General features: G+C 38.4%; 14 protein-coding genes, 1 tRNA gene and 8 pseudogenes. 9 read left to right on the top strand and 14 right to left on the bottom strand.

Annotated features, from left to right (window positions below):
* Positions 1-6: 6 nt before the first annotated feature.
* Both pcm and D2C72_04615 read right to left on the bottom strand, forming a co-directional pair.
* Positions 7-636 (bottom strand): protein-L-isoaspartate O-methyltransferase, encoded by a 630-nt coding sequence (pcm, locus tag D2C72_04620; GenBank protein QEF43595.1) that lies wholly within the window; start codon positions 634-636, stop codon positions 7-9.
* Between the two features lie 9 nt (positions 637-645).
* Positions 646-1671 carry a ribonucleotide-diphosphate reductase subunit beta gene (locus D2C72_04615; GenBank protein ID QEF43594.1) on the bottom strand — a complete coding sequence of 342 codons (1026 nt, stop codon included), beginning with the start codon at positions 1669-1671 and terminating at the stop codon, positions 646-648.
* A gap of 195 nt (positions 1672-1866) precedes the next feature.
* Between D2C72_04615 and D2C72_04610 the strand changes: the two genes are divergently transcribed.
* Positions 1867-1951, top strand: a tRNA-Leu gene (locus D2C72_04610).
* Between the two features lie 25 nt (positions 1952-1976).
* Here D2C72_04610 and pseC read toward each other — a convergent pair.
* The 6 genes and pseudogenes from pseC to accB form a co-directional block, all read right to left on the bottom strand.
* Positions 1977-3113, bottom strand: coding sequence for a UDP-4-amino-4,6-dideoxy-N-acetyl-beta-L-altrosamine transaminase (gene pseC, locus D2C72_04605; GenBank protein ID QEF43593.1), 1137 nt, complete (start codon positions 3111-3113; stop codon positions 1977-1979).
* On the bottom strand, positions 3110-3715 hold the full coding sequence (locus D2C72_04600; GenBank protein ID QEF44188.1) for a Laminin subunit alpha-2 precursor: 606 nt from the start codon (positions 3713-3715) through the stop codon (positions 3110-3112). Before D2C72_04600 ends, pseC begins: the two co-directional genes overlap by 4 nt.
* Before the next feature lie 93 nt (positions 3716-3808).
* On the bottom strand, positions 3809-4357 hold the full coding sequence (locus tag D2C72_04595; GenBank protein QEF43592.1) for a restriction endonuclease: 549 nt from the start codon (positions 4355-4357) through the stop codon (positions 3809-3811).
* Positions 4357-5319 (bottom strand): SAM-dependent methyltransferase, encoded by a 963-nt coding sequence (locus D2C72_04590; GenBank protein ID QEF43591.1) that lies wholly within the window; start codon positions 5317-5319, stop codon positions 4357-4359. Before D2C72_04590 ends, D2C72_04595 begins: the two co-directional genes overlap by 1 nt.
* 361 nt (positions 5320-5680) lie before the next feature.
* A pseudogene (locus tag D2C72_04585) lies at positions 5681-7047 on the bottom strand (acetyl-CoA carboxylase biotin carboxylase subunit).
* A gap of 5 nt (positions 7048-7052) precedes the next feature.
* Positions 7053-7535: an acetyl-CoA carboxylase biotin carboxyl carrier protein gene (accB, locus tag D2C72_04580; protein QEF43590.1), complete on the bottom strand. Its 483-nt coding sequence runs from the start codon at positions 7533-7535 to the stop codon at positions 7053-7055.
* A 124-nt stretch (positions 7536-7659) separates the two neighbouring features.
* Here accB and D2C72_04575 point away from each other — a divergent pair, with 124 nt between their 5' ends.
* On the top strand, positions 7660-8226 hold the full coding sequence (locus D2C72_04575) for a dCTP deaminase (GenBank protein ID QEF43589.1): 567 nt from the start codon (positions 7660-7662) through the stop codon (positions 8224-8226).
* A 158-nt stretch (positions 8227-8384) separates the two neighbouring features.
* Positions 8385-10492 (top strand): annotated as a pseudogene (locus D2C72_04570) (hypothetical protein).
* Positions 10493-10584: 92 nt separating this feature from the next.
* Here D2C72_04570 and D2C72_04565 read toward each other — a convergent pair.
* Positions 10585-11265, bottom strand: coding sequence for a 16S rRNA (uracil(1498)-N(3))-methyltransferase (locus tag D2C72_04565; protein ID QEF43588.1), 681 nt, complete (start codon positions 11263-11265; stop codon positions 10585-10587).
* Complete coding sequence (locus D2C72_04560; protein QEF43587.1) at positions 11266-11697, bottom strand: hypothetical protein; 432 nt, start codon at positions 11695-11697, stop codon at positions 11266-11268.
* 55 nt (positions 11698-11752) lie between these two features.
* Between D2C72_04560 and D2C72_04555 the strand changes: the two are divergent.
* The 4 genes and pseudogenes from D2C72_04555 to D2C72_04540 all read left to right on the top strand — a co-directional run bounded on the left by D2C72_04555 (position 11753) and on the right by D2C72_04540 (position 17636).
* A pseudogene (locus tag D2C72_04555) lies at positions 11753-12759 on the top strand (ferrochelatase).
* A 71-nt stretch (positions 12760-12830) separates the two neighbouring features.
* Positions 12831-13502 carry a thiol:disulfide interchange protein gene (locus D2C72_04550; GenBank protein QEF43586.1) on the top strand — a complete coding sequence of 224 codons (672 nt, stop codon included), beginning with the start codon at positions 12831-12833 and terminating at the stop codon, positions 13500-13502.
* Between the two features lie 8 nt (positions 13503-13510).
* A pseudogene (locus tag D2C72_04545) lies at positions 13511-16320 on the top strand (cytochrome C biogenesis protein).
* Positions 16321-16329: 9 nt separating this feature from the next.
* A pseudogene (locus tag D2C72_04540) lies at positions 16330-17636 on the top strand (fucosyltransferase).
* 13 nt (positions 17637-17649) lie between these two features.
* Here D2C72_04540 and D2C72_04535 read toward each other — a convergent pair.
* The 3 genes and pseudogenes from D2C72_04535 to D2C72_04525 all read right to left on the bottom strand — a co-directional run bounded on the left by D2C72_04535 (position 17650) and on the right by D2C72_04525 (position 21110).
* Positions 17650-18995, bottom strand: a pseudogene (locus tag D2C72_04535) (NADP-specific glutamate dehydrogenase).
* A 65-nt stretch (positions 18996-19060) separates the two neighbouring features.
* Positions 19061-19890: pseudogene (gene prmC, locus D2C72_04530) on the bottom strand (peptide chain release factor N(5)-glutamine methyltransferase).
* Entirely contained in the window at positions 19887-21110 is a 1224-nt protein-coding gene (locus D2C72_04525; GenBank protein ID QEF43585.1) for a M48 family peptidase, read from the bottom strand. Before D2C72_04525 ends, prmC begins: the two are co-directional and overlap by 4 nt.
* Positions 21111-21289: 179 nt before the next feature.
* Between D2C72_04525 and D2C72_04520 the strand changes: the two genes are divergently transcribed.
* A complete protein-coding gene (locus tag D2C72_04520) occupies positions 21290-21832 on the top strand; it encodes a hypothetical protein (protein ID QEF43584.1) in 543 nt (180 codons plus the stop codon).
* A gap of 102 nt (positions 21833-21934) precedes the next feature.
* On the opposite strand, the gene tnpA is transcribed toward D2C72_04520, so the two are convergent.
* On the bottom strand, positions 21935-22315 hold the full coding sequence (tnpA, locus tag D2C72_04515; protein ID QEF43583.1) for an IS200/IS605 family transposase: 381 nt from the start codon (positions 22313-22315) through the stop codon (positions 21935-21937).
* A gap of 71 nt (positions 22316-22386) precedes the next feature.
* Between tnpA and D2C72_04510 the strand changes: the two are divergent.
* Positions 22387-23714: pseudogene (locus D2C72_04510) on the top strand (transposase).
* Positions 23715-23775: the final 61 nt, after the last annotated feature.

Genomic DNA, 23775 nt, shown 5'->3' with positions numbered 1-23775 from the left:
TAATCTTTATTGCACCCCATCTATGACAGGCACAAACGAGCATTTTTCTAACACTTTTTGGACGTGCAAGGCGTTATTTTGCTTCACAAAGCGTTTGATCACTTGCTCGTTGTTTTCTTGAATGGGTGCGACTAATATCCCGCCTTCTTCAAGCTGATCAATAAGCGCTTGCGGGATATTTTTAGCGCAAGCAGAGAATAAAATCCTATCATAGGGGGCGTATTGATCCCAGCCCTTGTTCCCATCAGCGAATTTAACATGAACGTTGTCTAAACCGAGATTTTTAAGGCGCAAACGCGCTTCTAAATACAGGCTTTCAATCCTTTCAACGCTAAAAACGCGCCTGAAAATTTGAGACAGCACCGCCGCTTGATAGCCGCTCCCGCAGCCAATTTCTAGCACGCTATCCACATGATCGATTTCTAAATATTGCGTCATTTTGGCCACGGTTAGGGGCGAAGAGATGTATTGTTGCGCTTGCATAGAAAGCGCGTTTAAAGTGTAGGCAAAATGTTTAAAAGGGGCTGGCACAAAAACCTCCCTTTCAATGCTCTCCATAGCCTTTCTCACTTTGGGGTGCAAATGAAAACGCTTGTGGATTTCTTCACACATCAAATGGTTTTTAATACTATTCAAACAAGCCCCTTAAAAATCATCAAAACTCACGCTCCCTTTAGCGTAATTGCTCACCCTAGCTTCAAAGAAATTAGAGCGCTGTTCATTGAAACTTGAAAAGCTTTCTACCCATTTAATGGGGTGTTGGACGCCATAAACTTTAGCGATACCCACCTTACTCAAACGGCTATCCGCTAAAAACTGGATGTATTGCTCAATCAAGCTTGAAGTGAGCCCTAAAATCTTGCCTTGCGTGATATAATCCCCCCATGAGGCTTCAATTTCTACCGCTTTTTTAAACATTCCTATGACTTCGTTAATCAATTTTGGCGTGAATAGATCCGCTCTTTCATTCCTTAAAGCGTTGATCATGTTTTGGAATAAAATCAAATGCGTTACCTCATCTCTTTGGATAAAACGAATCATTTGTGCTGATCCTAGCATTTTACCGCTCCTAGCCAAAGTGTAAAAATAGCTAAACCCGCTATAAAAATAAATCCCCTCTAAAATCTGGTTAGCAAAAAGCGCTTTGAGGATGTTTTCTTCTGTAGGGTTTTTGGCTAATTCCATATACACTTGCGCAATATAATCGTTCTTGCTTTTTAATTGCATATCGTTACGCCACATGTCATAAATTTCTTCAGTATTGGCGCTAATGCTTTCTACCATCACCGCATACGCATGGCTGTGTAAGGCTTCTTCATAAGCTTGACGCACCAAACACAAATTGATTTCGGGACTGGTGATAAAGGGATTGACATTGTCAATTAAATTATTGGTTTGCAAGCTGTCCATAAAAATGAGTTGCGCTAAAGCTCTGTCATAGCCGATCTTTTCTTCTGCGCTTAATTTCAAATAATCTCTTTTGTCATCATTCATGCTCACTTCTTCAGCAAACCAGGTGTTAGCGAGCATCGTTTTCCACAAATGATCCGCCCATTGATACTTGATTTTATTCAAATCAAACATGCTTGTAGGATTACCCCCAAAAATCTTTCTTTCATTCACACTTTCTGTAGAATCGGGGTTGTAAATTTTCTTGCGTGAAACTTCCATTGTGTTCCTTAATTTCCTTAAAACTATCTGATATAGTCTTGTTAGAATACCTTAAAAGAATTTAAAACTCCCTAAAGCCAGAAAAAACTCCAAATTTTAAAAAACTTCAATTTTTCAGTATTTTTAAAGGATTAAAAAGCTAAAATACTGCTTCTTTATTTTCTACTCTTATGTGCATGCGATGGCGTGCGGTGTGCGGAAGTGGCGAAATTGGTAGACGCACTAGACTTAGGATCTAGCGCCGCAAGGCATGAAGGTTCGATTCCTTTCTTCCGCACCATTCTTAATGATTAAGATTTGAAGCCCTAAATGGAACTTATTCTATTAAAACTTTCAAAAGTTTTTAAAACGCTATGAGCGATGTTTTGAACGCTCTCTAAATTTAAATTCGCATGACAAGGCAAGGAAATTTCAGCGTTATAAAAATCTTCTGCACTTTTTAACGGGGCTGTATTGAAGAGCTGTTGATACAATTGGTATTGGTAAATGGGCTTGTAATGCACTTGGGCTAAAATGCCAAGCTTGTGCAAATTTTCTAAAATGAGTTTTTTAAATATAAAAAATTTTTGGTGCATTAAAATAGGATAAAGGTGGTTAGAGCTTTTATCTTTTAACAAGGGGTGTAAAGGGGTGAAATAAGGGTTATCTTTAAAAATCCTGTCATAAACTAGAGCGGCTTCTTCTCTTTTTTGCATTAAAAAGGGGGCTTTTTTAAGCTGGCTCAAACCCAAAGCGCTTTGGATTTCATTCAAGCGGAAATTATACCCTACGCTTTTGACTTCGCCTTCAAAAAAATCTTTTTTGATCATGCCATGAGAGCGAAACGATTTCATTTTTTCATGCAATTCGCTATTATTAGTAACGACCGCTCCCCCTTCAGCCGTAGTGATAGGCTTAATGGCATGGAAACTAAACACGCTCGCTAACGCAAAGCTTCCTACTTTTTTGTTTTGATATTCGCTCCCTAGAGCATGCGAGCTGTCAGAAAGAAAACTCAAAGAATGCTTTTTGCAAAGCTTTTGAATGCTTTCTATTTCCACGCTTTTACCGGCATAATCCACACTCACTATGGCTTTGGTTCTTTCGTTAATGAGCTTTTCTAGGGCCAATTCATCTATATTGCCATCGTTTTTAACTTCGGCAAATACGGGTTTATAGCCGCTTTCTAAGAGCATGTTAGCCGTCGCTACAAAGCTTATAGGGGTGGTGATTATTTCATTGCAATCAGCGTTAAAATCGCTAAAATTCCTATAGAGCGTTAAAAGGGCTGAAGTCGCGCTATTAAACACCAGTGCATGCTTAACACCCAAAAACTCGCACAAAGCTTCTTCAAATAAAAGAGAGCGTTTGCCCTGGGTGATCTGTTTGGAATTTAAAACCTCTAAAACAGCCTTTTTATCTTCTTCGTCTAAACAAGGCTCGCTATAAGCAAACTCTTTCAAGCGAGTAAGTCTTGCAAGCGAGATGGGGTGATCTTGCTTGTGTCATGTACATCTTGGAATTTTTGAGCGTTCAATCTTGTTTTATCTAAGGTGTTGTATTCCTTGTTTAAATGATTCGTTTCAGCGAGCTGTTTTTTCCACTGGTGCAAAGAGTTTTGAATGTTTTCTTTCTCACTTTCTAATGATTTTGAAAATTTTTCCAAAGCCTTCGTGTCGTCAATATCAATATTGCTAGGGAGTTTCAAACTAGCCGCGCCATTATCCAAATTTTGATTGAAAGAATCAATCGCTTTGTCCAAACGGCTTTTAAAACGCTCAAAATCGCTTCGATCTTTTTCATTGTTATGAGCGTAAGATTTAGAAATACCCACCAATTCTTTAGCGTCTTTATCCATGCCCTTTAAGCTTTTAAGGCGGCTTTCTAAATCTCCTATGGCTAGGTTATCCTGCTTAGCTTGTTTGGCTAATTTGATTTTTTCATCATTCTCTGAAAGATTTTGAATTTCCTTATTTTCTTCTTTTCTTGCGTGCGAACCAACCCTTTGAGTATGGTAATCCCTTACCATCAAAGACGGGTTATAATGATTTGAAATCTTAGACATCTTATCCTCCACTTCATTGGACTTTCTTAAAGACAAGATAAGCAAACTCTATTCCTAAAAACATTTTATTCCACCCAATTCTATCTAAAAATATTAATCTAACCCTAAAACCCTTTCTAACTCTTTGATGAGGTTTGTAATTTCTTTCAGTTCTTTAAGATTGAGAGTGAGCTTATAATTGACTTGATTATCAGGATTCATTGGCACCAATTGCTTTTTGAACTCATTTTGTTTCATAAAGTATTTTCTTTCTTTATGAACGTAATGGATTTCATCTTTTTTAAAAATTCTATAAAGTAATTGGTCTTCGCACACTCCTAAGCAAATCAAAAAATCATAGTTGTATCGTGGGTTTATACCATTGAACTGAAAAGTGTTGTTGGTTCTGCCTTTTCGCGCTGTTTTGACCTCAAAAGACACACCGCTTTTTGTCATAATATCGTATTCATCATGAATAATGCCATCATTGATCACTTCATCTATAGCGTTAAGCGCACTTTTTAAAAACTCTTCGCCAATCTGCCCTATAGCGTTGGCTTCAAAATCTCTAATTTTTGAAAAAATAGCGTTGTAATCTTGCCCTAAATTCAATTCTTTATGTTTTTTTTCAATAATTTTTAAAAAAGTTTGTTCCAAATCCATCAATTATCCTTTAAACTATCCAAATGATCATGTAGGGCTTGAAAAATATGGCTTTTTCCTAAATGATAGCAAGAATTAGTCGCTAAACTTGCGTATTTTGTCCAATCAATCTCTTTGAATAGTTTTTTTAATTTAGCGTTTAAAACCTTGTCAGCGCTAGTAAATACCACAGCAATACCAGATTGATACTTAACTTCCTCAAAGTTCTCTACAATTTGTGTGCTTTTATAAAAAGTTGATGAAATGTAAAAAGACGCTTTTTGATTAAAAATCCACTCTTTACCGCATTCTCTGTTTTTAGCCAATGAAACCGTGAAAACCTTGATATATTCGCCAAAGGGTTCTTTATGGCGATTCTTATACCAAGAAAATTCACTTTTTTTATTTTGATACTTTTTGCTCCAAATTTGAAACACACAATGCACATCCACTTCTTTATTTTTAAAGTCTATAAACGCATTTTTTTCTAAGCGTTCGCTATAAAGCAGATTTAAACCTTTCACACGATATTTAATAGAGCCTTTTCCTTGACTTTCAAAGAACATGGGTAGGATAAAACACACAAAATCACAATTTCTAGCATGGTTGATAAATTCTAACGCCATAACCCCACGATGCCCAAAAGGAGGGTTGCCCAAGCAAATCACTTTTTGATGCGTGGGCAATTTATAATTTAAAAAATCGCATTGAATAAAACCATCTCTTTTAGGTTCAATGTCTATACCAATGCGTCTATCTTTAGGAAACAAGTCATAAAACACCCCATCGCCTGCACTTGGTTCTAAAAAAATAAAGTCATCTAGCTTTTCGTATTTTTTAATAACTTCACAAGCTTTTTGGAAGCATTTTAAAGCCACACTAGGCTTAGTGAAATACTGATCTAGAACATTGCTAGAATTTTCTTTCATCTCATTGCCATTGACATAGCGTTTAGGGGTAACTTCTTTAAACAAGGTTTGCATGAAAAAACTTTACTACAAAATTATAAAATTTAACCACCCAAAGCAGAAATCCCAATCGTCTTTAGCGGTTGGGATGAATGCTACCAATTCATGGTATCATATCCCCATACATTCGTATCTAGCGTAGGAAGTGTGCAAAGTTACGCCTTTGGAGATATGATGTGTGAGACCTATAGGGAATGCGTTGGAGCTCAAACTCTGTAAAATCCCTACTATAGGGACACAGAGTGAGAACCAAACTCTCCCTATGGGCAACATCAGCCTAGGAAGCCCAATCGTCTTTAGCGGTTGGGCACTTCACTGCCGATTCCTTCTGATCGCTTAAAACCCTTAAATCATTGCTTAAGAAAATCCTTAAAACTTAAAAATTTTCTTCTAAATACTTCGTGTGGATTTTTGCTTGCCTGAAATCCGCATTTTCAAGCATTTCAAGGTGGAAAGGAATGGTCGTTTTAATGCCTTCTACCTTAAATTCCTTTAAAGCCCTTTTCATCTTAGCGATCGCTCTTTCTCTGTTTTCACCCCACACAATGAGCTTGCCAATCATAGAATCATAGTGCGTAGGCACGACATAATTGGCATGCGCGTGCGAATCAAGGCGCACGTTCACCCCACCAGGAGCGATCCATTCGGTGATTTTGCCCGGGCTTGGGTAGAATTTTTTAGGATCTTCTGCAGTGATTCGGCATTCTATCGCATGCCCTTTGAGAGAAAAGCTTTCTTGCTTGGGCAATTTTTCGCCTTGAGCGATTTTAATCATCCACTCAATGAGATTTAACCCACTCACCATTTCGCTAATGGTGTGTTCCACTTGCAAACGAGTGTTCATCTCCATGAAATAAAAATCTTTCATGTTAGAATCAAGCAAAAATTCAAAAGTCCCAGCCCCCACATAGCCGATGTATTTAGCGGCCTTGATCGCTGTTTCTAGCAAACGCTCACGCACGCCCTCTTCTAAAACCACTGCTGGGGTTTCTTCAATGAGCTTTTGCTGGCGTCTTTGCACCGAGCAATCCCTTTCGCCCACATGAATGACATTGCCATGCTTGTCGGCTAGAATTTGGACTTCAATGTGCTTAGGCTTGTTGATGAATTTTTCTAAATACACGCTCCCATCGCCAAACGCGCTCAAAGCTTCCGTTTCGGCGGCTAAATAAAGATTTTTTAATTTGGATTTATCTTCTACGACACGCATCCCTCTCCCGCCCCCACCAGCGGCCGCTTTAATGATAACAGGGTAGCCGATTTTATCAGCGATTTCTTCAGCTTCTTGATAGCTTTTAAGCAGCCCTTCACTGCCCTCAATCACAGGCATGCTGGCTTCTTTCATCACGCTTTTGGCTTTGGATTTATCGCTCATTAAAGCCATGACTTTCGCACTCGGACCAATAAATTCCAAAGAATGGTGCGAGCAAATCTCTACAAAATTCTGGTTTTCACTCAAAAACCCATACCCGGGGAAAATCGCATCCGCTTCAAACAATTCCGCCGCACTAATAATGGCCGGGATATTCAAGTAACTCTCGCTGGATTTGGCCCCCCTATACACACTTTTGCGCTAGCCGTATTGAGGTAGTGGGCGTCCTTGTCAGCGATAGAATAAATGGCTATGGATTCTTTACCCATTTCTTGAATGGTTTGGATCGCTCTTAAAGCGATCTCGCCTCTATTAGCGATCAAAATGCGCGAAAGCTCTTTTTTTTCTACCTTTTTATTTCCTTTATTCATGGGTTTTAAAGCTTTTCCACTTTGATGAGTTTCGTGCCGTATTCTACCGGCTGAGCGTCTCCCACTTCAACAGAAACCACCTTGCAAGGGTATTCCACTTCAATTTCATTCATGATTTTCATCGCTTCTACAATTCCCACGATTTGCCCTTTTTTAAGCGTATCGCCGGCTTTGACATAAGGCTCAGCCCCAGGGGAGGGCGCATGATAAAAAGTGCCTACCATAGGCGAAAGCACGAAATCTTCTTTTTTATCCACAATAGGGGTGCATACCATAGGCACAGGGGTTTGAGCGCTTGGCATGCTCGCTTCTACCATGATGGGGGCTTGAATGGAGGCTTGAGAATGAGCGGGATTTAGCGCATTTTTTTTCGCATAAGCGGATTCTTTATCCAAAACCAACTCAAAATGCTCATGCTTTAATTTCAAATGCCCTAAATCAGAAGCTTTAAATTCTTTGATCAACTCTTCAATTTCAGAAAGGTTCATAACGATCTATTCCTTAATATTATTTTAAAATATGCCACAAACACATAATCTTACTAAGCGTTTTTAGCAAAAAATTATTGTTATAATAACATAATTATTAACAAACTTTAAAGGCTTTGTGTATATGGGATTGAAAGCGGATTCTTGGATTAAAAAAATGAGTTTAGAGCATGGCATGATTAGCCCTTTTTGCGAAAAGCAAGTCGGTAAGAATGTGATCAGCTATGGTTTGAGCAGTTATGGGTATGATATTAGAGTGGGGAGTGAGTTCATGCTTTTTGATAACAAAAACGCTTTAATTGACCCTAAAAACTTTGACCCTAACAACGCAACCAAAATTGATGCGAGTAAAGAGGGTTTTTTTATCTTGCCCGCTAACGCGTTCGCCCTAGCCCATACGATAGAATATTTTAAAATGCCTAAAGATACCTTAGCGATTTGTTTAGGCAAAAGCACTTACGCCAGGTGCGGGATTATCGTGAATGTTACGCCTTTTGAGCCGGAATTTGAAGGCTATATCACGATTGAAATTTCTAACACTACTAATTTACCGGCTAAAGTCTATGCCAATGAGGGGATTGCGCAAGTGGTGTTTTTACAAGGCGATGAAGTGTGCGAGCAAAGCTATAAAGACAGAGGCGGTAAGTATCAAGGGCAAGTGGGCATCACTTTGCCTAAAATTTTAAAGTGATTTGAAGAAAGATAAAAGCGCTTATCCTTTGGGCGTTGTTTATTTTTTAATACAAACAATACCGCAATTTCTCAAAAATATATTATAATACGAAAATTCAGTTTGATTGAGTTACAAACTCTTTGAGAACAAAACGCTAAACCATTTAGGAAATTATCATGCTAAAACTCGTTAGCAGAACGATTTGTTTGTCTTTAATAGGCTTATTCAACCCTTTAGAAGCCTTTCAAAAACACCAAAAAGACGGCTTTTTTATAGAAGCCGGGTTTGAAACCGGGTTATTAGAAGGAACGCAAACTAAAGAAGAAACAACAGCTCAAAACACCCAAAAAGTCTATGAAAACCCCTAACCCACCCACAAACTAAAGAGCAACCCAAAGAACAAAACAAAAGCGATACAGCCACCCCCCAAAGCGTCTATGGGAGATACTATATACCCCAAAGCACCATTTTAGAAAAAGCAACCGAACTATTCACCACGGACAATATAGAAAATGGCTTAACTTTTTATTCTCAAAGCCCTGTGTATGCGAATATGGTTAATGGGAGCGTAACCATACAAAACTTTCTGCCTTACAATTTAAACAATGTTGAACTGAGTTTTAAAGACGCTCAAGGCAAGGTAGTTAATTTAGGCGTGATAGAGACTATCCCTAAGGATTCTCAAATCATTCTGCCTGCAAGCTTGTTTAATGATTCAGAATTTGAACAAGCTGATAGCTTTAATTACCAACAACTTCAAGCCACTGCCACACAATTTTCTGATGCTAACACGCAGAGTTTGTTTCAAAAGCTCAGTCAAATCACGACCAATGTAACGATGAGTTATGAAAACGCCGATACTAACAATTTTAAAGGTAATTGCCATGATTGTGTGTCAGATTTCACCCCACAAACCGCAGAAGAATTGACCAATTTAATGTTGGATATGATTGCGGTGTTTGACTCCAAATCGTGGGAAGAAGCCGTTTTAAACGCTCCTTTCCAATTTTCTAACAGCTCATCAGAGTGCGGCTCTGACTTTCCTAAGTGCGTGAATCCTTTCAATAACGGGCGTGTCGCTCCCATCTATGAAAAATACGTGCTAACCCCACAATCCGTTATAGATGCGTTTAGAAGAACGATCAATCTTGAAGTGAATATCCTAAAATCAGGGTTTGTAGGGCTAGGGTATGAACTTGATGATAATGATGGTAATCTGGGGATAGAAGCTTCTGCCTTAAATCCTGAAAAATTGTTTGGTAAAACTTTGAACAAAGTTGATATTGTGGAATTAAGAGACATTATCCATGAATTTAGCCACACTAAAGGCTATACGCATAATGGGAACATGACTTATCAAAGGGTGCGTTTGTGTCAAGAAAACGGCGGAGCCATACAAGAATGTGAGGGTGGAAAAGAAGAGTTAGTCAATGGGAAAGAAGAACTAAAATTTACAAACGGAAAAGAAGTAAAAGATCAGGATGGTTACACCTATGATGTATGTTCTTTTTATAAGGACAACCACCAAGTCTATACAGCGGGCAATTACCCCAATTCCATCTACACCAATTGTGCTCAAGTCCCCGCTGGGCTTATAGGGGTTACTACCGCTGTTTGGCAACAGCTCATCAATCAAAACGCCCTGCCCATTAATTTCGCTAATTTGAGCAGCCAAGCCAACTATTTAAACGCTGGGTTGAACGTGCAAAATTTTGCAACCTCTATGGTCAGCGCGATCGCGCAAAATTTTTCCACCACTTCCACCACCACTTACCGCTATTCAAGTAAGAATTTTAGAAGCCCTATTTTAGGGGCCAATGTTAAAATAGGCTACCAACATTATTTCAATGACTACATAGGGTTAGCCTATTACGGCATCATCAAATACAACTATGCTCAAACCAATAACGAAAAAATCCAGCAATTAAGCTATGGTGGGGGAATGGATGTGTTGTTTGATTTCATCACCACTTATGCTAATAAAAAGCAAGGCAATCCCACTAAAAAAGTTTTTGCTTCCTCTTTTGGGGTGTTTGGGGGGTTAAGGGGCTTATACAATAGCTACTATGTTTTCAATCAAGTCAAAGGAAGCGGTAATTTAGATATAGTAACCGGGTTTAATTACCGCTACAAGCATTCTAAATATTCCATAGGCATTAGCGTTCCTTTAATCCAAAGCGGTATTAAAATCGCTTCTAATAATGGCATCTATGCGAACTCTGTTGTTTTGAATGAAGGGGGCAGCCATTTTAAAGTGTTTTTTAATTATGGGTGGGTATTTTAGGGGTTAAAAATTGGCTTTAACTCAAGCTTTTTAGCAAAAAATTAAGATCTTAATTTTTTAAAATTTTATTTTTAAAACTTTTGAGATACCCCCTAAACTTGCGCAATACTCGCCACAAACACGCATGCACTCTCAGATTTTAGCACCATATCTAACGGGATGCGATAAATTTCACGCTCTTTAAAACACTCCCTTTCTTGCTCGCTAAAGCCCCCTTCAGGCCCTATGATAATACCCTTTTCAAAATCCGTGCTTGCGGGTAAGGTTTCGCCGTTAAAATCTAAAACGCTCGCTTTAGGGTAGGCGTTTAATACCTCTTTGGTGCTTGGAAACGCTTCCAATTCCATTAAAGCGCTGCGACCGCATTGCTCGCAAGAATGGATCAAAATCTTTTGAAAGCGCTCTAATTTGGCGCTATCTATTTTTTCATTACGCTGGCTAAAATCCGCATAGAACAAACTCAACTTGCTCACGCCTAACTGATTTAAAAAAGGCAAAATTTTTTCAACGCTTTTGATTTCAATCACGCTTAAAATCAAATGCGTTTTTTTATTAGCCATAATCTCTAATGGTTGCGTGCCCACTAGCCTTAAAAAGGCGTGTTTTTTAGCGATTTCTGCATGCTCATAGGTGTATAAAAAGCCGTCTTTTAAATTCCTTAAATCCAAACGACTCGCGCTTTTGATGCGCCTTGAGCGGTATAAATGGATATAACTCTCGCCTTCTATTTTTAAAGTAGGCTCTTTGGCTAAAGGGTGGTAGACAAAACGCATTCAAATGCCCATTAACACAACAATAAGAATCGTTTCTAAAAAATACAGGATTTTAGCTTTTTTGATATAGGCTTCCATCCTTTCTTTTTTGGTGATAGCGAATTTCACGCTTTTATGGCGTTTAATTTCTGCTATCAGCATCAACAATAACCCTAAAAGCATGACAACAGCGCTAAAAGAAAATTCAAATTGCTGCATCGCCCAAATAAAAACCCCGCTCAAAAGAGCGATGCTTAAAAGAATGTAAATCGCTGGCATGACAAGATAGATTTTTTTGTTCAATTGGATAAAATTCCTTTCTTTAAAAAGGGTGTAAAGATTGATCATAAAGGCTAGGGCAAGCAAGGCGGCAAAAAAGGCATGGACAAGCAAGGATTGAGCCATTACAGAAGAATCTTGTGTATTTAATGCTTGCAAACTCATCTCTAACATTAACTTCTTTCTAACGATTTATTTTTTATTAATCGTTTTATTTTAGCATGCACTAATGAATTTGATCAATGAAAAGCATAATAATTTAGAAAATAACGCCACAAAATCCCCCAAAGAAGCGGTTATTCTTTTGAATATGGGAGGGCCTAACAGCCTTTATGAAGTGGGGGTGTTTTTAAAAAACATGTTTGATGACCCCTTTATCCTTACCATTAAAAATAATTTCATGCGTAAAATGGTGGGTAAAATGATCGTCAATAGCCGCATAGAAAAATCCAAAAAAATCTATGAAAAATTAGGAGGCAAATCCCCTTTAACGCCTATCACATTCGCCCTTACAGAGCGTTTGAACGAATTGGATCCTTCTCGTTTTTACACTTATGCGATGCGTTATACCCCCCTTATGCGTCTATGGTTTTGCAAGATTTAGCCTTAAAAGAAATAGAAAGCCTGGTGTTTTTTTCCATGTATCCGCAATATTCTAGCACGACCACCCTTTCTAGTTTCAATGACGCTTTTAGCGCTCTCAAATCCTTAGAAACTTTCCGCCCCAAGGTGCGAGTGATAGAACGCTTTTATGCTGACAAAAAGCTTAATGAAATCATTTTAAGCACGATTTTAAGCACCCTAAACAACCGCAAAAGCCAGGATTTTGTCCTAATCTTTTCCGTCCATGGATTGCCTAAAAGCATTGTTGATGCCGGCGATACTTACCAGCAAGAATGCGAACACCATGTGAGTTTGTTAAAAGAGTTGATGCAACAAAAAAATATCCCTTTTAAAGAAGTTTTACTCTCTTACCAATCCAAGCTAGGGCCTATGAAATGGCTAGAGCCAAGCACTGAAGAGTTGATAGAAAAGCACCGCAAGTCTAATATCATTATCTACCCTTTAGCTTTCACGATTGACAATTCTGAAACGCTTTATGAATTAGACATGCAATACCGCTTAATGGCAGAGCGCTTAGCGGTTAAGGAATATTTAGTTTGCCCATGCTTAAACGATTCTATAGAGTTTGCAAAATTTATCATTGGATTAGTTAAAAACCTTAAAAGTGAGTGAAATTTGCATAAAAACGATTATTATAGTAAAATACCGAGTTTTCAAATCTATTAAAAAATAAAGGTTATTACATGTTTTCACTTTCTTATGTTTCCAAGAAATTTTTAAGCGTTTTATTATTGATTTCGCTGTTTTTAAGCGCTTGCAAATCCAACAATAAAGAAAAGTTAGATGAAAATCTTTTAAGCTCTGGCTCTCAAAGCTCCAAAGAATTGAACGATGAGCGAGACAATATAGACAAAAAGAGTTACACCGGTTTAGAAGATGTTTTTTTAGACAATAAGTCTATTAGCCCCAATGACAAATACATGCTTTTAGTTTTTGGCCGTAATGGTTGCTCCTATTGCGAAAGGTTTAAAAAAGATCTCAAAAATGTCAAAGAATTGCGCGACTATGTTAAAGAGCATTTTAGCGCTTACTATGTCAATATCAGCTACTCCAAAGAGCATGATTTTAAAGTCGGCGATAAGGATAAAAATGATGAAAAAGAAATCAAAATGTCCACAGAAGAATTAGCGCAAATTTATGCCGTCCAATCCACCCCTACGATTGTTTTATCCGATAAAACCGGCAAAACCATCTATGAATTGCCCGGCTATATGCCCTCTACGCAATTTTTAGCCGTGTTAGAATTTATCGGCGATGGGAAGTATCAAGACGCAAAAAACGATGAGGATCTCACTAAAAAATTAAAGGCTTACATCAAGTATAAAACCAACCTTTCTAGAAACAAATCAAGCTAGGAAAATGCATGAAAAGCCTTAAAAGCCTGCTTTCTTTTTTGCTGGCTTCTTTTTGGGTCGCTATCCCTTTAATCGCACTCTACGCTTGTGCGTGTGCGATAGCCACTTTTATAGAAAACGATTACGGCACGAGCGCGAGTAAGGCGATTGTGTATAACACCCCTTGGTTCAATTTCTTGCATGCATATTTGTTGGTGGTTTTAATAGGCACATTCATTAATTCTAAAGCTTTGAAGCGCAAAAGATACGCCAGCCTTTTTTTCCACAGCTCCTTGATTTTAATCATTTTAGGGGCAGCGATCACGCGCTTTTTTGGCGTGGAAGGGCTTATGCATGTGCGAGAAAATAGTGCACAAAGCTCTTTTGAAAGCGCGGACACTTACCTTAATATCGCCCTAAATGACGAAAAAAAACTTTCTTTAAAAACGCCTTTAACTTTTTATTATTCCAAACGATTAAAACCCATTCATGCCACTTTAGATCACAAGCCTTTGATTTTAGAACCTTTAGAGATTTACAAGCAAAACGCCATTAAAAAGATGATGCCACGATTTTAGTGTTAAAGGCGACTTATAACGGCGTGAGCCGCAAATTCAACCTCATTAAAAACAACAGGAATGAAGGCATAGAAGAAAGCGAGATGTTTAAAGACGACAAGCTCTCTTTGAGTTTTGGATCCGCTTACATTGGATTGCCTTTCCAAATCAAACTGAAGCGTTTTGAATTAGAGCGCTACGCCGGCTCTATGAGCCCTTCATCTTACGCTTCAGAAGTGGAAGTTTTGAAATTGGATAACACCTTAATCAAGCCTTATAGGATTTTCATGAACCATGTTTTAGATTATGAAGGTTATCGCTTTTTCCAATCTTCTTATGACATGGATGAAAAAGGCACGATCCTTTCTGTCAATAAAGACCCGGGTAAAATCCCCACTTATTTAGGGTATGCGATGCTTATTTTAGGGGCTTTGTGGTTGCTTTTGGATAAAAATGGGCGTTTTTTAAAGCTTTCACGCTTTTTAAAATCCCAACAAGTTGCTAGTTTCTTGCTCGCTTTAATTTTAATCAGCCCTTTTACTTCTTCGTTCGCCAATGAAGGCCAAATTGACATGCATGGGGGCAAAAGCGCTAAAATTGAGCGACAAAGCGTAGAAAATCCCGCTAATAAAGAAGATTCTAAAAGTGCAATTTTAGAGCGTTTGAAACATTTAAGAGAGTATTCCAAAGACCATTTGAAAGCCTTTCAAAGGCTTCAAGTCCAGGATTTTGATGGGCGTATCAAACCTTTAGACACTATTAGCATTGAATACATCCATAAGATTTTAAAAAAAGATGATTTTCAAGGGCTAAACGCCATGCAGGTGCTTTTAGGGATCATGTTTTTCCCCAATGATTGGCGTAGCGTTAAGATGATTTACACTTCTAATAAAGCCTTAAAAAAGCTTATTGGCACGCCTTTAGATGAAAGCCGTATCGCTTTTAGAGATGTTTTTGATAGCCGTGGGTATAAATTAAAAAATCTGGTTGAAGAAGTCAATCAAAAATCCCCTAATGCGCGCAACGAGTTGGATAAAGATGTGTTAAAAGTAGATGAACGAATCAATTTAGTTTATACGCTTTTTAGCGCTCAATTTTTACGCATTTTCCCTAGCGATAAAACCACTGCTTGGCTCTCGCCCATTGAAGCGATCAACAGCCCCAATAAAGAAATTTCAAGCGTGGCAACGGCGTTTTTAAAAAATATTTTTAGCGGGTTTGATGACGCTTTAAAAACCAACCAATGGGATAAAGTAGAAAAAACCCTAAAAGATTTGAGCGTCTATCAGCAAGAGCATGCCAAAAACCTCTATTTATCTTCTTCTAAAGTGGATTCTGAAATTTTTTTAAACCACACCAATTTTTTTAACAGCCTGACCTTGCCTTATATCCTTCTTGGGTTGTTGCTTTTTATCGTTGTGATCACCTCTTTGGTTAAAAACACGATTCCAAATATTTGGCTGACTAAAATCCTTTATATGGCTATCTTGCTTTGCATGCTCGCTCATTCTGTGGGATTAATCTTGCGCTGGTACGTGAGCGGGCATTCGCCTTGGAGCAACGCTTATGAGTCCATGCTCTATATCGCATGGGCTTCTGTTATCGCAGGGTTTATTTTACGCTCCAAACTCGCGCTATCGGCTTCTAGCTTTTTAGCCGGTATCGCACTCTTTGTGGCTCATTTAGGCTTTATGGACCCTCAAATTGGCCATTTAGTGCCGGTGTTAAAATCCTATTGGCTCAATATCCATGTCTCTGTCATCACCGCCAGTTATGGCTTTTTGGGCTTGTGTTTTGTGCTAGGGATTTTAAGTTTGGTTTTGTTTATTTTGCGCAAACAAGGGCGTTTCAATTTGGACAAAACCATCCTTTCCATTAGCGCTATCAATGAAATGAGCATGATTTTAGGCCTGTTCATGCTCACAGCCGGGAATTTCTTAGGCGGGGTGTGGGCGAATGAATCTTGGGGGCGCTATTGGGGGTGGGACCCTAAAGAAACTTGGGCGTTGATTTCTATTTGCGTCTATGCTTTGATCTTGCATTTGCGTTTTTTAGGCTCTCAAAATTGGCCCTTTATTTTAGCGAGCAGCAGCGTGCTAGGGTTTTATTCGGTTTTAATGACTTATTTTGGCGTGAATTACTACCTTTCTGGCTTGCACAGCTATGCTGCAGGCGATCCTTTGCCGATCCCTACTTTTTTATACTTTTTGGTAGCGATACCTTTTATCCTTGTGATCTTGGCGTATTTCAAACGCCATTTGAGTTTGCCTAAATTGGTTTAAAGGGTAAAAATGTTCCAACCCTTACTAGACGCCTTTATAGAAAGCGCTCCAATTAAAAAAAAATTACCTCTAAATCTCCTCCCCCCCTAAAAATCGCTGTGGCGAATTGGTGGGGAGGCGCTGAAGAATTTAAAAAGAGCACTCTGTATTTCATCTTAAGCCAACGCTACAAAATCATTCTGCACAGCAATCCCAACAAACCCTCAGATCTCGTCTTTGGCAGTCCTATTGGCTCAGCCAGAAAAATCTTATCCTATCAAAACGCTAAAAGGGTGTTTTACACCGGTGAAAACGAAGTCCCTAATTTCAACCTCTTTGATTACGCCATAGGCTTTGATGAATTGGATTTTAGAGACCGTTATTTGAGAATGCCTTTATATTATGATAGACTACACCATAAAGCCGAGAGCGTGAATGACACCACCGCGCCCTACAAGATCAAATCTGACAGCCTTTATGCTTTAAAAAAACCCTCCCATCATTTTAAAGAAAACCACCCTCATTTATGCGCAGTAGTGAATAATGAGAGCGATCCTTTGAAAAGAGGGTTTGCGAGTTTTGTCGCAAGCAACCCTAACGCTCCTATAAGGAACGCCTTCTATGACGCTTTAAACGCTATTGAGCCAGTTATTGGGGGAGGGAGCGTGAAAAACACTTTAGGCTATAATGTCAAAAACAAGAGCGAGTTTTTAAGCCAATACAAATTCAATCTGTGTTTTGAAAACACTCAAGGCTATGGCTATGTTACTGAAAAAATCATTGACGCTTATTTCAGCCATACTATTCCTATTTATTGGGGGAGTCCTAGCGTGGCGAAAGATTTTAACCCTAAAAGTTTTGTGAATGTGCATGATTTTAAAGATTTTGATGAAGCGATTGATTATGTGAGATACTTGCACACGCACCCAAACGCTTATTTAGACATGCTCTATGAAAACCCTTTAAACACCCTTGATGGGAAAGCTTACTTTTACCAAAATTTGAGTTTTAAAAAAATCCTGGATTTTTTTAAAACGATTTTAGAAAACGACACGATTTATCACGATAACCCTTTTGTTTTCTATCGTGATTTGAATGAGCCTTTAGCGACTATTGATGATTTGAGGGTTAATTATGATGATTTGAGGGTTAATTATGATGATTTGAGGGTTAATTATGATGATTTGAGGGTTAATTATGAGCGCCTTTTACAAAACGCTTCACCTTTATTGGAACTCTCTCAAAACACCACTTTTAAAATCTATCGCAAAATTTATCAAAAATCCTTACCGTTGTTACGCGCCATAAGGAGATGGGTTAAAAAACTGGGTTTGTAAAATTGGGGGTAAATCAAACCCCTTGCGCTATCATCGCAGACGCCACTTTTCTAAAACCAGCGATATTAGCCCCTAAAACAAAATTAGTAGGGTCTTTAAACTCTTTAGCGGTTTGAGAGACATTTTTATAAATCTCTTTCATGATGTGGTGTAATTTCGCATCCACCACTTCAAAACTCCAAGGGTGCATGCTCGCGTTTTGCGCCATTTCCAAGCCGCTCACGCTCACCCCCCCAGCATTAGCCGCCTTGCCTATACCATAAGAAATCTTAGCCTGTAAAAACAATTCAATCGCTTCATTGCTTGAGGGCATGTTCGCCCCTTCAGCCACGCATTTACACCCATTAGAAAGGAGGGTTTTAGCGTCTAAAACGCTCAATTCATTCTCAGTCGCGCTAGGAAAAGCCGCAAAACAAGGCACATGCCATACGGCATTCCCCCCTTTGGGGTAATTTTCTGTGGGCGTGTATTTCGCGCTAGTTTTTTCTAAAGCGTATTCTTTGATCCTCCCACGACGCACCTCTTTAATCTCTTTCAAAAGCTCTAAATCAATGCCGTCTTTATCATAAATCATGCCATTAGAATCGCTCGCCGTTACCGGTTTGGCTCCTATTTGAAGCAGTTTTTCAATGGTATAAATAGCGACATTACCGCTCCCAGAAACGCTGCAAACCTTACCCTCTAAAGAGCTGTTCCTTTCTTGCAGCATTTCTTCAGCAAAATACACGCACCCATAGCCGGTAGCTTCTTTTCTGCACAAGCTCCCCCCATAAGTGAGTCCCTTACCGGTCAATACGCCCTCAAAACGATTGACTAATTTTTTATATTGCCCAAACAGATAGCCAATCTCTCTTTCGCCCACTCCAATATCCCCAGCTGGCACATCAGTCGTGGCTCCAATGTGGCGGTACAATTCATTCATGAACGCCTGGCAAAAACGCATGATCTCATGCTCGCTCTTCCCTTTAGGGTCAAAATCGCTCCCCCCTTAGCGCCCCCCATAGCCAAAGTGGTGAGCGAATTTTTCAACACTTGCTCAAAGCCTAAAAACTTGATCACGCTTTCATTCACGCTAGGGTGGAATCTCAAACCCCCCTTATAAGGGCCAATAGCCGAATTGAATTCAACCCTACACCCCCGATTGACTTGGATTTGATGGTTATCATCCAGCCAACACACCCTAAAAAAAATCTCCCTTTCAGGCTCAATCAAACGCTCTAAAACCGCATGCTTTTCATAGCTTTTATCGCTGTCTAAAAGGGGTTTTAAGGAAGTGATAGCTTCATAGACGGCTTGATGGAACTCTTTTTGATAAGGGTATTTTTTCTGTAAAGATTGGAGAATTTTTTCAACATACATGAGCGGCATCCTTTATTGTTTTAAGTGTTTTTATTGTAACACTAAAAGGGTAATTAAGTTTTAATTTATCTTAAAAAACTTTTTAAAACGCCCACAAACCCTCTATCAAAGCCGCTCAAATCCTTGTAAAACTCTGCATCATAACCGCAAAATTCCAAGCATTCTTTCAAGCTTTTTAACTGGTCATACCCCATTTCACAAACCAAAAAAGGGATTTTTAATCCAGCGGCTAAAAAAACGATTTCTTTTAAGATTTCATCGCCTTTAACCCCCCCAAAAAGGGCTTCATGCGGTTCTTTAAGGACGGATTTTTCTAAAGGATAATCTCTAGCGATATAGGGCGGGTTAGAGACAAGCATTTCTATCGTTGGCATATGATCCCAAAGGTGCGTTTGTTTTAAAAAAACACGCTCTTTTAAATTAAAGCGTTCAATGTTTTTTAACGCCACTTCTAAAGCTTTGGGTGAAATATCGCTCGCATAAATACAAAGCTTAGGATTTTCTAAAGCCAAACTCACAGACACGCAACCACTCCCTATGCCGATTTCGCCTATTTCTTTTAAATGGTATTGAGAAATAATATCAAGGGCTTTTTGGACTAAAATCTCGGTTTCAGGCCGTGGGATTAAAACATGCTCATTCACAAAAAAAGAGTGCCCATAAAAATCACAGCTTCCTAATAAATACTCTATGGGGCAGTCATTCAATCGCTTTCCTACCAATTCAAAAAAGTGCACCTCTTCTTCGTGGTTTAATTCCAAATGCTCATGCGTGTGCAAAAAAACCCTCTCTTTTTGCAAGACAAAGCCTAATAAAATTTCAGACTCTAACCCCCCCTAAAGCCTTTTTGCGATAATTCTTTTTTGGTTTTGTTTAGGGCTTGTGAAAGGGTCATTCAATTTCATAATCCAAAGCTTTTAGGCGTTCTAATAAGGGCGGGTGCGTGAAATGCAAGAAAACATAAAAAGGGTGCGAATAGGGGAACGCTTTATTTTCATTCACAATGGACACTAACGCTTTGGCTAAAGTCTCTTTAGAGCTTAAACTCGCCCCAAACTTGTCCGCATTGTATTCGTTCTTTCGGCTAAAAAACCCGATCAAAGGCATGGCGTAAAAGGAAAACACCGGCAAAAACAAGAGTAAAATCGTAATCAAACTCGCTGGCGTTTGTGAGACATTAAAGCCTTCAAAAACGATCGGTGGCAAATGAGCGATCAAAGCAAAAACAAGAGCGAGCAAGCCTCCCATAATCCCTAAACTTTTCAACAAATCCTTATTTTTAAAATGCCCTAATTCATGCCCTAAAATGGCTAAAAGCCCTTCTGTCCCAACTTTAGAGATCAAAGTGTCAAACAACACCACCCGCTTGTTTTTGCCCAAGCCCCCAAAATACGCATTCAAACGCCCATCCCTTTTGCTAGCGTCCATCACAAAAATGCCTTCGGATTTAAAACCCACCTTATCCATCATGCTCTCAATTTGACTCTCTAAATCCCGGTTATTCAAGGGGGTGAATTGGTTGAAAAGCTGGGCGATTTTAGGGTAAAAAAGATTAGCCAAGATCATAAAAACAAACACGACAAAAAACGAGCTAATCTCCCAATGCTCCACATGTTCAATGATCATAATAAGAGTGTAAATCAACAACAACCCCACGCCTAAAGTGAGCGATAACCCTTTGAAAAAATCCTTGAAAAACAACGACAAGCTCACCTTAGAAAAGCCAAATTCTTTATCCAAATGCATGGTGGTGTAGTAGCTAATGGGTAAAGCTAAAACGCTTTGAATCGCTAAAAACAACAAAGCAAACACCAAGTAGCCTAGCGTTTCAGGAAGGTTTAAATAATGCGTGAGATCTTCTAAATGCGTCAAACCAAAAAAGACCCAACCAGCAAAGATGATCCCGTCTAAAATTTGAGAAATAATGGATAATTGCATTTTCCTAATGGCATAATTTCCCGCTTCTTCATAATCCTTTTGTGGGAGTAAAACAGGCTTCTCGCAGAGCTTTTGACGGATAAATTTCAATTGCAAAATATCGCCCACAATGTAAGGAGTCGTAAAAAAGAGCAAATAAAAAATACAAATTATCATATCTATCCATATGTCAAGCATGTTCTAAACCCCTTTCTTAATCAATTTGCCAATAAAAGTGTAGGAATTATAACAATTTTTCAAAAATTTACCATAAAATTAAATAAGTATGGTAGAAAAAAGGGGTTGTTTTTGAGCGTTTTTAATCCAATCGTAAAAAAGCTGTGTTATCCAACCCGCTATCAATAAAAAGGTCTGTCATGCCCTATTCTTTTAAAAAGCGTTTTTTAATCGTTTATGCCCTTTCTACCTTGCTTTTAGTGGGGGTTTTGTTAGCGTTATTTTTCTTTTATGCGAAAAATAACCTCTTAGAAAACACCCAAATACGCATGCAATACACCGCTGATGCGATCGCTAAAAGCCTTTTAGAGTTGGATAATGCCTCTTCTTTAGAGCCTTTAAAAATCTTAGAAGAACGATTCAAAAACACCCCCTTTGTCTTATTAGATGAAGACAACAAAGTCAAGTTTTCTAATATTGGGGCGTTTGTGGCCTCTTTTAAAAATGACGCCTTGATCAAAACCCCTTATTTTGTGCTTAAAAAACAGGGCTTTTACCTCACAGACAGTGCCCCAACTAACCGCTTAGGGGTTTCTAAAATCATTATCGCAGAAGAAGAAATTCAAAAAAATTTTATCCCCCTTTATAAAATGATAGGCTATGTGTTTTTGAGTGCGAGTTTGTTTATCGCGCTGATAGCCATGTGGCTTTATCCAACTAGCGCGAAAAACTCCGTCCTTTAGGGCGGAGATGTAAGCGTTTAGCTGTTGGGCTATTTGAACATTGTTTCACCTAGATCCATTCGCTTTTTAGCGCGTTCTACTTAAAAATCAAAGTTAGCTAATTTAATGCGGTGTTTCTTGCTCTTGTATGTATTGCTTAATCATCTCTAAAGGCACGCCCCCACAACTCCCAGCGAAATAACTAGGCGACCATAAATGCTTCCCCCACAAACTAGCTTCAACGCTTTTGAAATGGTGTTGTCTAGTCAAACGACTGCTAACGCCTTTTAAAGAATTGACTAACTTACTCACGCTCACTTTTGGAGGGTAGTTGATAAGCAAATGCACATGATCGCTCCCCCCATCAAATTCTACCAATTCGCTCTCAAAGTCCTTACACACTTTGGCAAACACCGATCCTAAAAAATCTATCACTTCCTTATTGAACGCTGAACGCCTGTATTTAGTAACAAATACCAAATGCACATGCATTAAAAAACACAATGTCTTCCGTGTCTCATATCATCAATTTTTTTCATAGACCTATTTTAACAAAAAGATGTTAAAATACTTCTATGAAAGTCAATAAGGGTTTTAAATTCCGCTTGTATCCCACTAAAGAACAACAGGATAAATTGCAACACTCTTTTTTTGTCTATAATCAAGCTTATAATATTGGCTTGAATTTACTGCAAGAGCAATATGAAACCAACAAAGATTCACCTCCCAAAGAAAGAAAGTGGAAAAAATCAAGCGAGTTAGATCATGCGATTAAACACCACTTGAACGCTAGGGGGTTAAGCTTTAGTAGTGTGATAGCCAACAATCACGCATAAATGTTGAAAGGGCTTTAAAAGATGCTTTTAAAGTTAAAAACAGGGGCTTTCCTAAATTCAAAAACTCTAAATTCGCCAAACAATCTTTTTCGTGGAACAATCAAGGTTTCTCTATCAAAGAAAGCGATGATGAACGCTTTAAGATATTCACTTTAATGAAAATGCCCTTAATGATGCGCATGCATAGAAACTTCCCTCCTAATTTTAAAGTGAAACAAATTAGTATCTCTTGCAGCCACAGAAAGTATTTCGTTAGCTTTAGCGTGGAATACCAACAAGACATTACTCCCATCAAAAACCCTAAAAATGGTGTGGGGCTAGATTTGAATATCCTTGATATAGCTTGTTCTTGTGGGGTGAATAATCACAAAAAACTAACGGATTTTAAGCGATACCCAATAGACATGAAAGAATTACTAGGGATAGAAATAGATGAAGAGTTGGACACTAAACGACTCATCCCTACTTATTCCAAATTGTATTCTTTAAAAAAATACTTTAAAAAATTTAAAAGATTGCAAAGAAAACAAAGCCGTAGGGTGTTAAAGTCTAAACAAAACAAAACCAAATTAGGAGGTAATTTTTACAAAACCCAAAAGAAATTAAACCAAGCCTTTGACAAGTCTAGTCATCAAAAAACAGACAGATACCATAAAATCACAAGCGAACTTTCAAAGCAATTTGAATTGATAGTAGTTGAAGATTTGCAAGTAAAAAACATGACTAAAAGAGCTAAACTCAAAAACGTTAAACAAAAGAGTGGGCTTAATCAATCTATCTTAAACGCTTCATTCTATCAAATCATCTCTTTTTTAGACTACAAACAACAGCATAATGGCAAATTGTTAGTGAAAGTTCCCCCACAATATACGAGTAAAACTTGCCATTGTTGTGGGAATATCAACCACAAGCTTAAATTAAATCATAGGCAGTATTGGTGTTTAGAATGCGGGTATAGAGAACACAGAGACATCAACGCTGCGAACAATATTTTAAGCAAAGGGTTAAGTCTTTTTGGGGTAGGAAATATCCATGCAGACTTTAAAGAACAAAGCCTTTCGTGTTAGTGTCCATTAGGGCGCTTTAGTTAGGAAGCTCCTTGCTTTAGCAAGGGGTGGTTTCACAGAA

It is taken from the genome of Helicobacter pylori, assembly GCA_008032955.1.
Taxonomy (GTDB): domain Bacteria; phylum Campylobacterota; class Campylobacteria; order Campylobacterales; family Helicobacteraceae; genus Helicobacter; species Helicobacter pylori_DC.
Note: the sequence above shows the minus strand (reverse complement) of the source record. Positions and strands in the feature narration are given on the sequence as shown.

What these genes read in the sequence shown, in the direction of transcription:
- D2C72_04615 (QEF43594.1), bottom strand. Translation starts at nt 1,671, where the DNA reads ATGGAAGTTTCACGCAAGAAAATTTACAACCCCGATTCTACAGAAAGT.
- D2C72_04600 (QEF44188.1), bottom strand. Translation starts at nt 3,715, where the DNA reads ATGTCTAAGATTTCAAATCATTATAACCCGTCTTTGATGGTAAGGGAT.
- D2C72_04595 (QEF43592.1), bottom strand. Translation starts at nt 4,357, where the DNA reads ATGGATTTGGAACAAACTTTTTTAAAAATTATTGAAAAAAAACATAAA.
- D2C72_04590 (QEF43591.1), bottom strand. Translation starts at nt 5,319, where the DNA reads ATGCAAACCTTGTTTAAAGAAGTTACCCCTAAACGCTATGTCAATGGC.
- accB (QEF43590.1), bottom strand. Translation starts at nt 7,535, where the DNA reads ATGAACCTTTCTGAAATTGAAGAGTTGATCAAAGAATTTAAAGCTTCT.
- D2C72_04575 (QEF43589.1), top strand. Translation starts at nt 7,660, where the DNA reads ATGGGATTGAAAGCGGATTCTTGGATTAAAAAAATGAGTTTAGAGCAT.
- D2C72_04565 (QEF43588.1), bottom strand. Translation starts at nt 11,265, where the DNA reads ATGCGTTTTGTCTACCACCCTTTAGCCAAAGAGCCTACTTTAAAAATA.
- D2C72_04560 (QEF43587.1), bottom strand. Translation starts at nt 11,697, where the DNA reads ATGTTAGAGATGAGTTTGCAAGCATTAAATACACAAGATTCTTCTGTA.
- D2C72_04550 (QEF43586.1), top strand. Translation starts at nt 12,831, where the DNA reads ATGTTTTCACTTTCTTATGTTTCCAAGAAATTTTTAAGCGTTTTATTA.
- D2C72_04525 (QEF43585.1), bottom strand. Translation starts at nt 21,110, where the DNA reads ATGCTTGACATATGGATAGATATGATAATTTGTATTTTTTATTTGCTC.
- D2C72_04520 (QEF43584.1), top strand. Translation starts at nt 21,290, where the DNA reads ATGCCCTATTCTTTTAAAAAGCGTTTTTTAATCGTTTATGCCCTTTCT.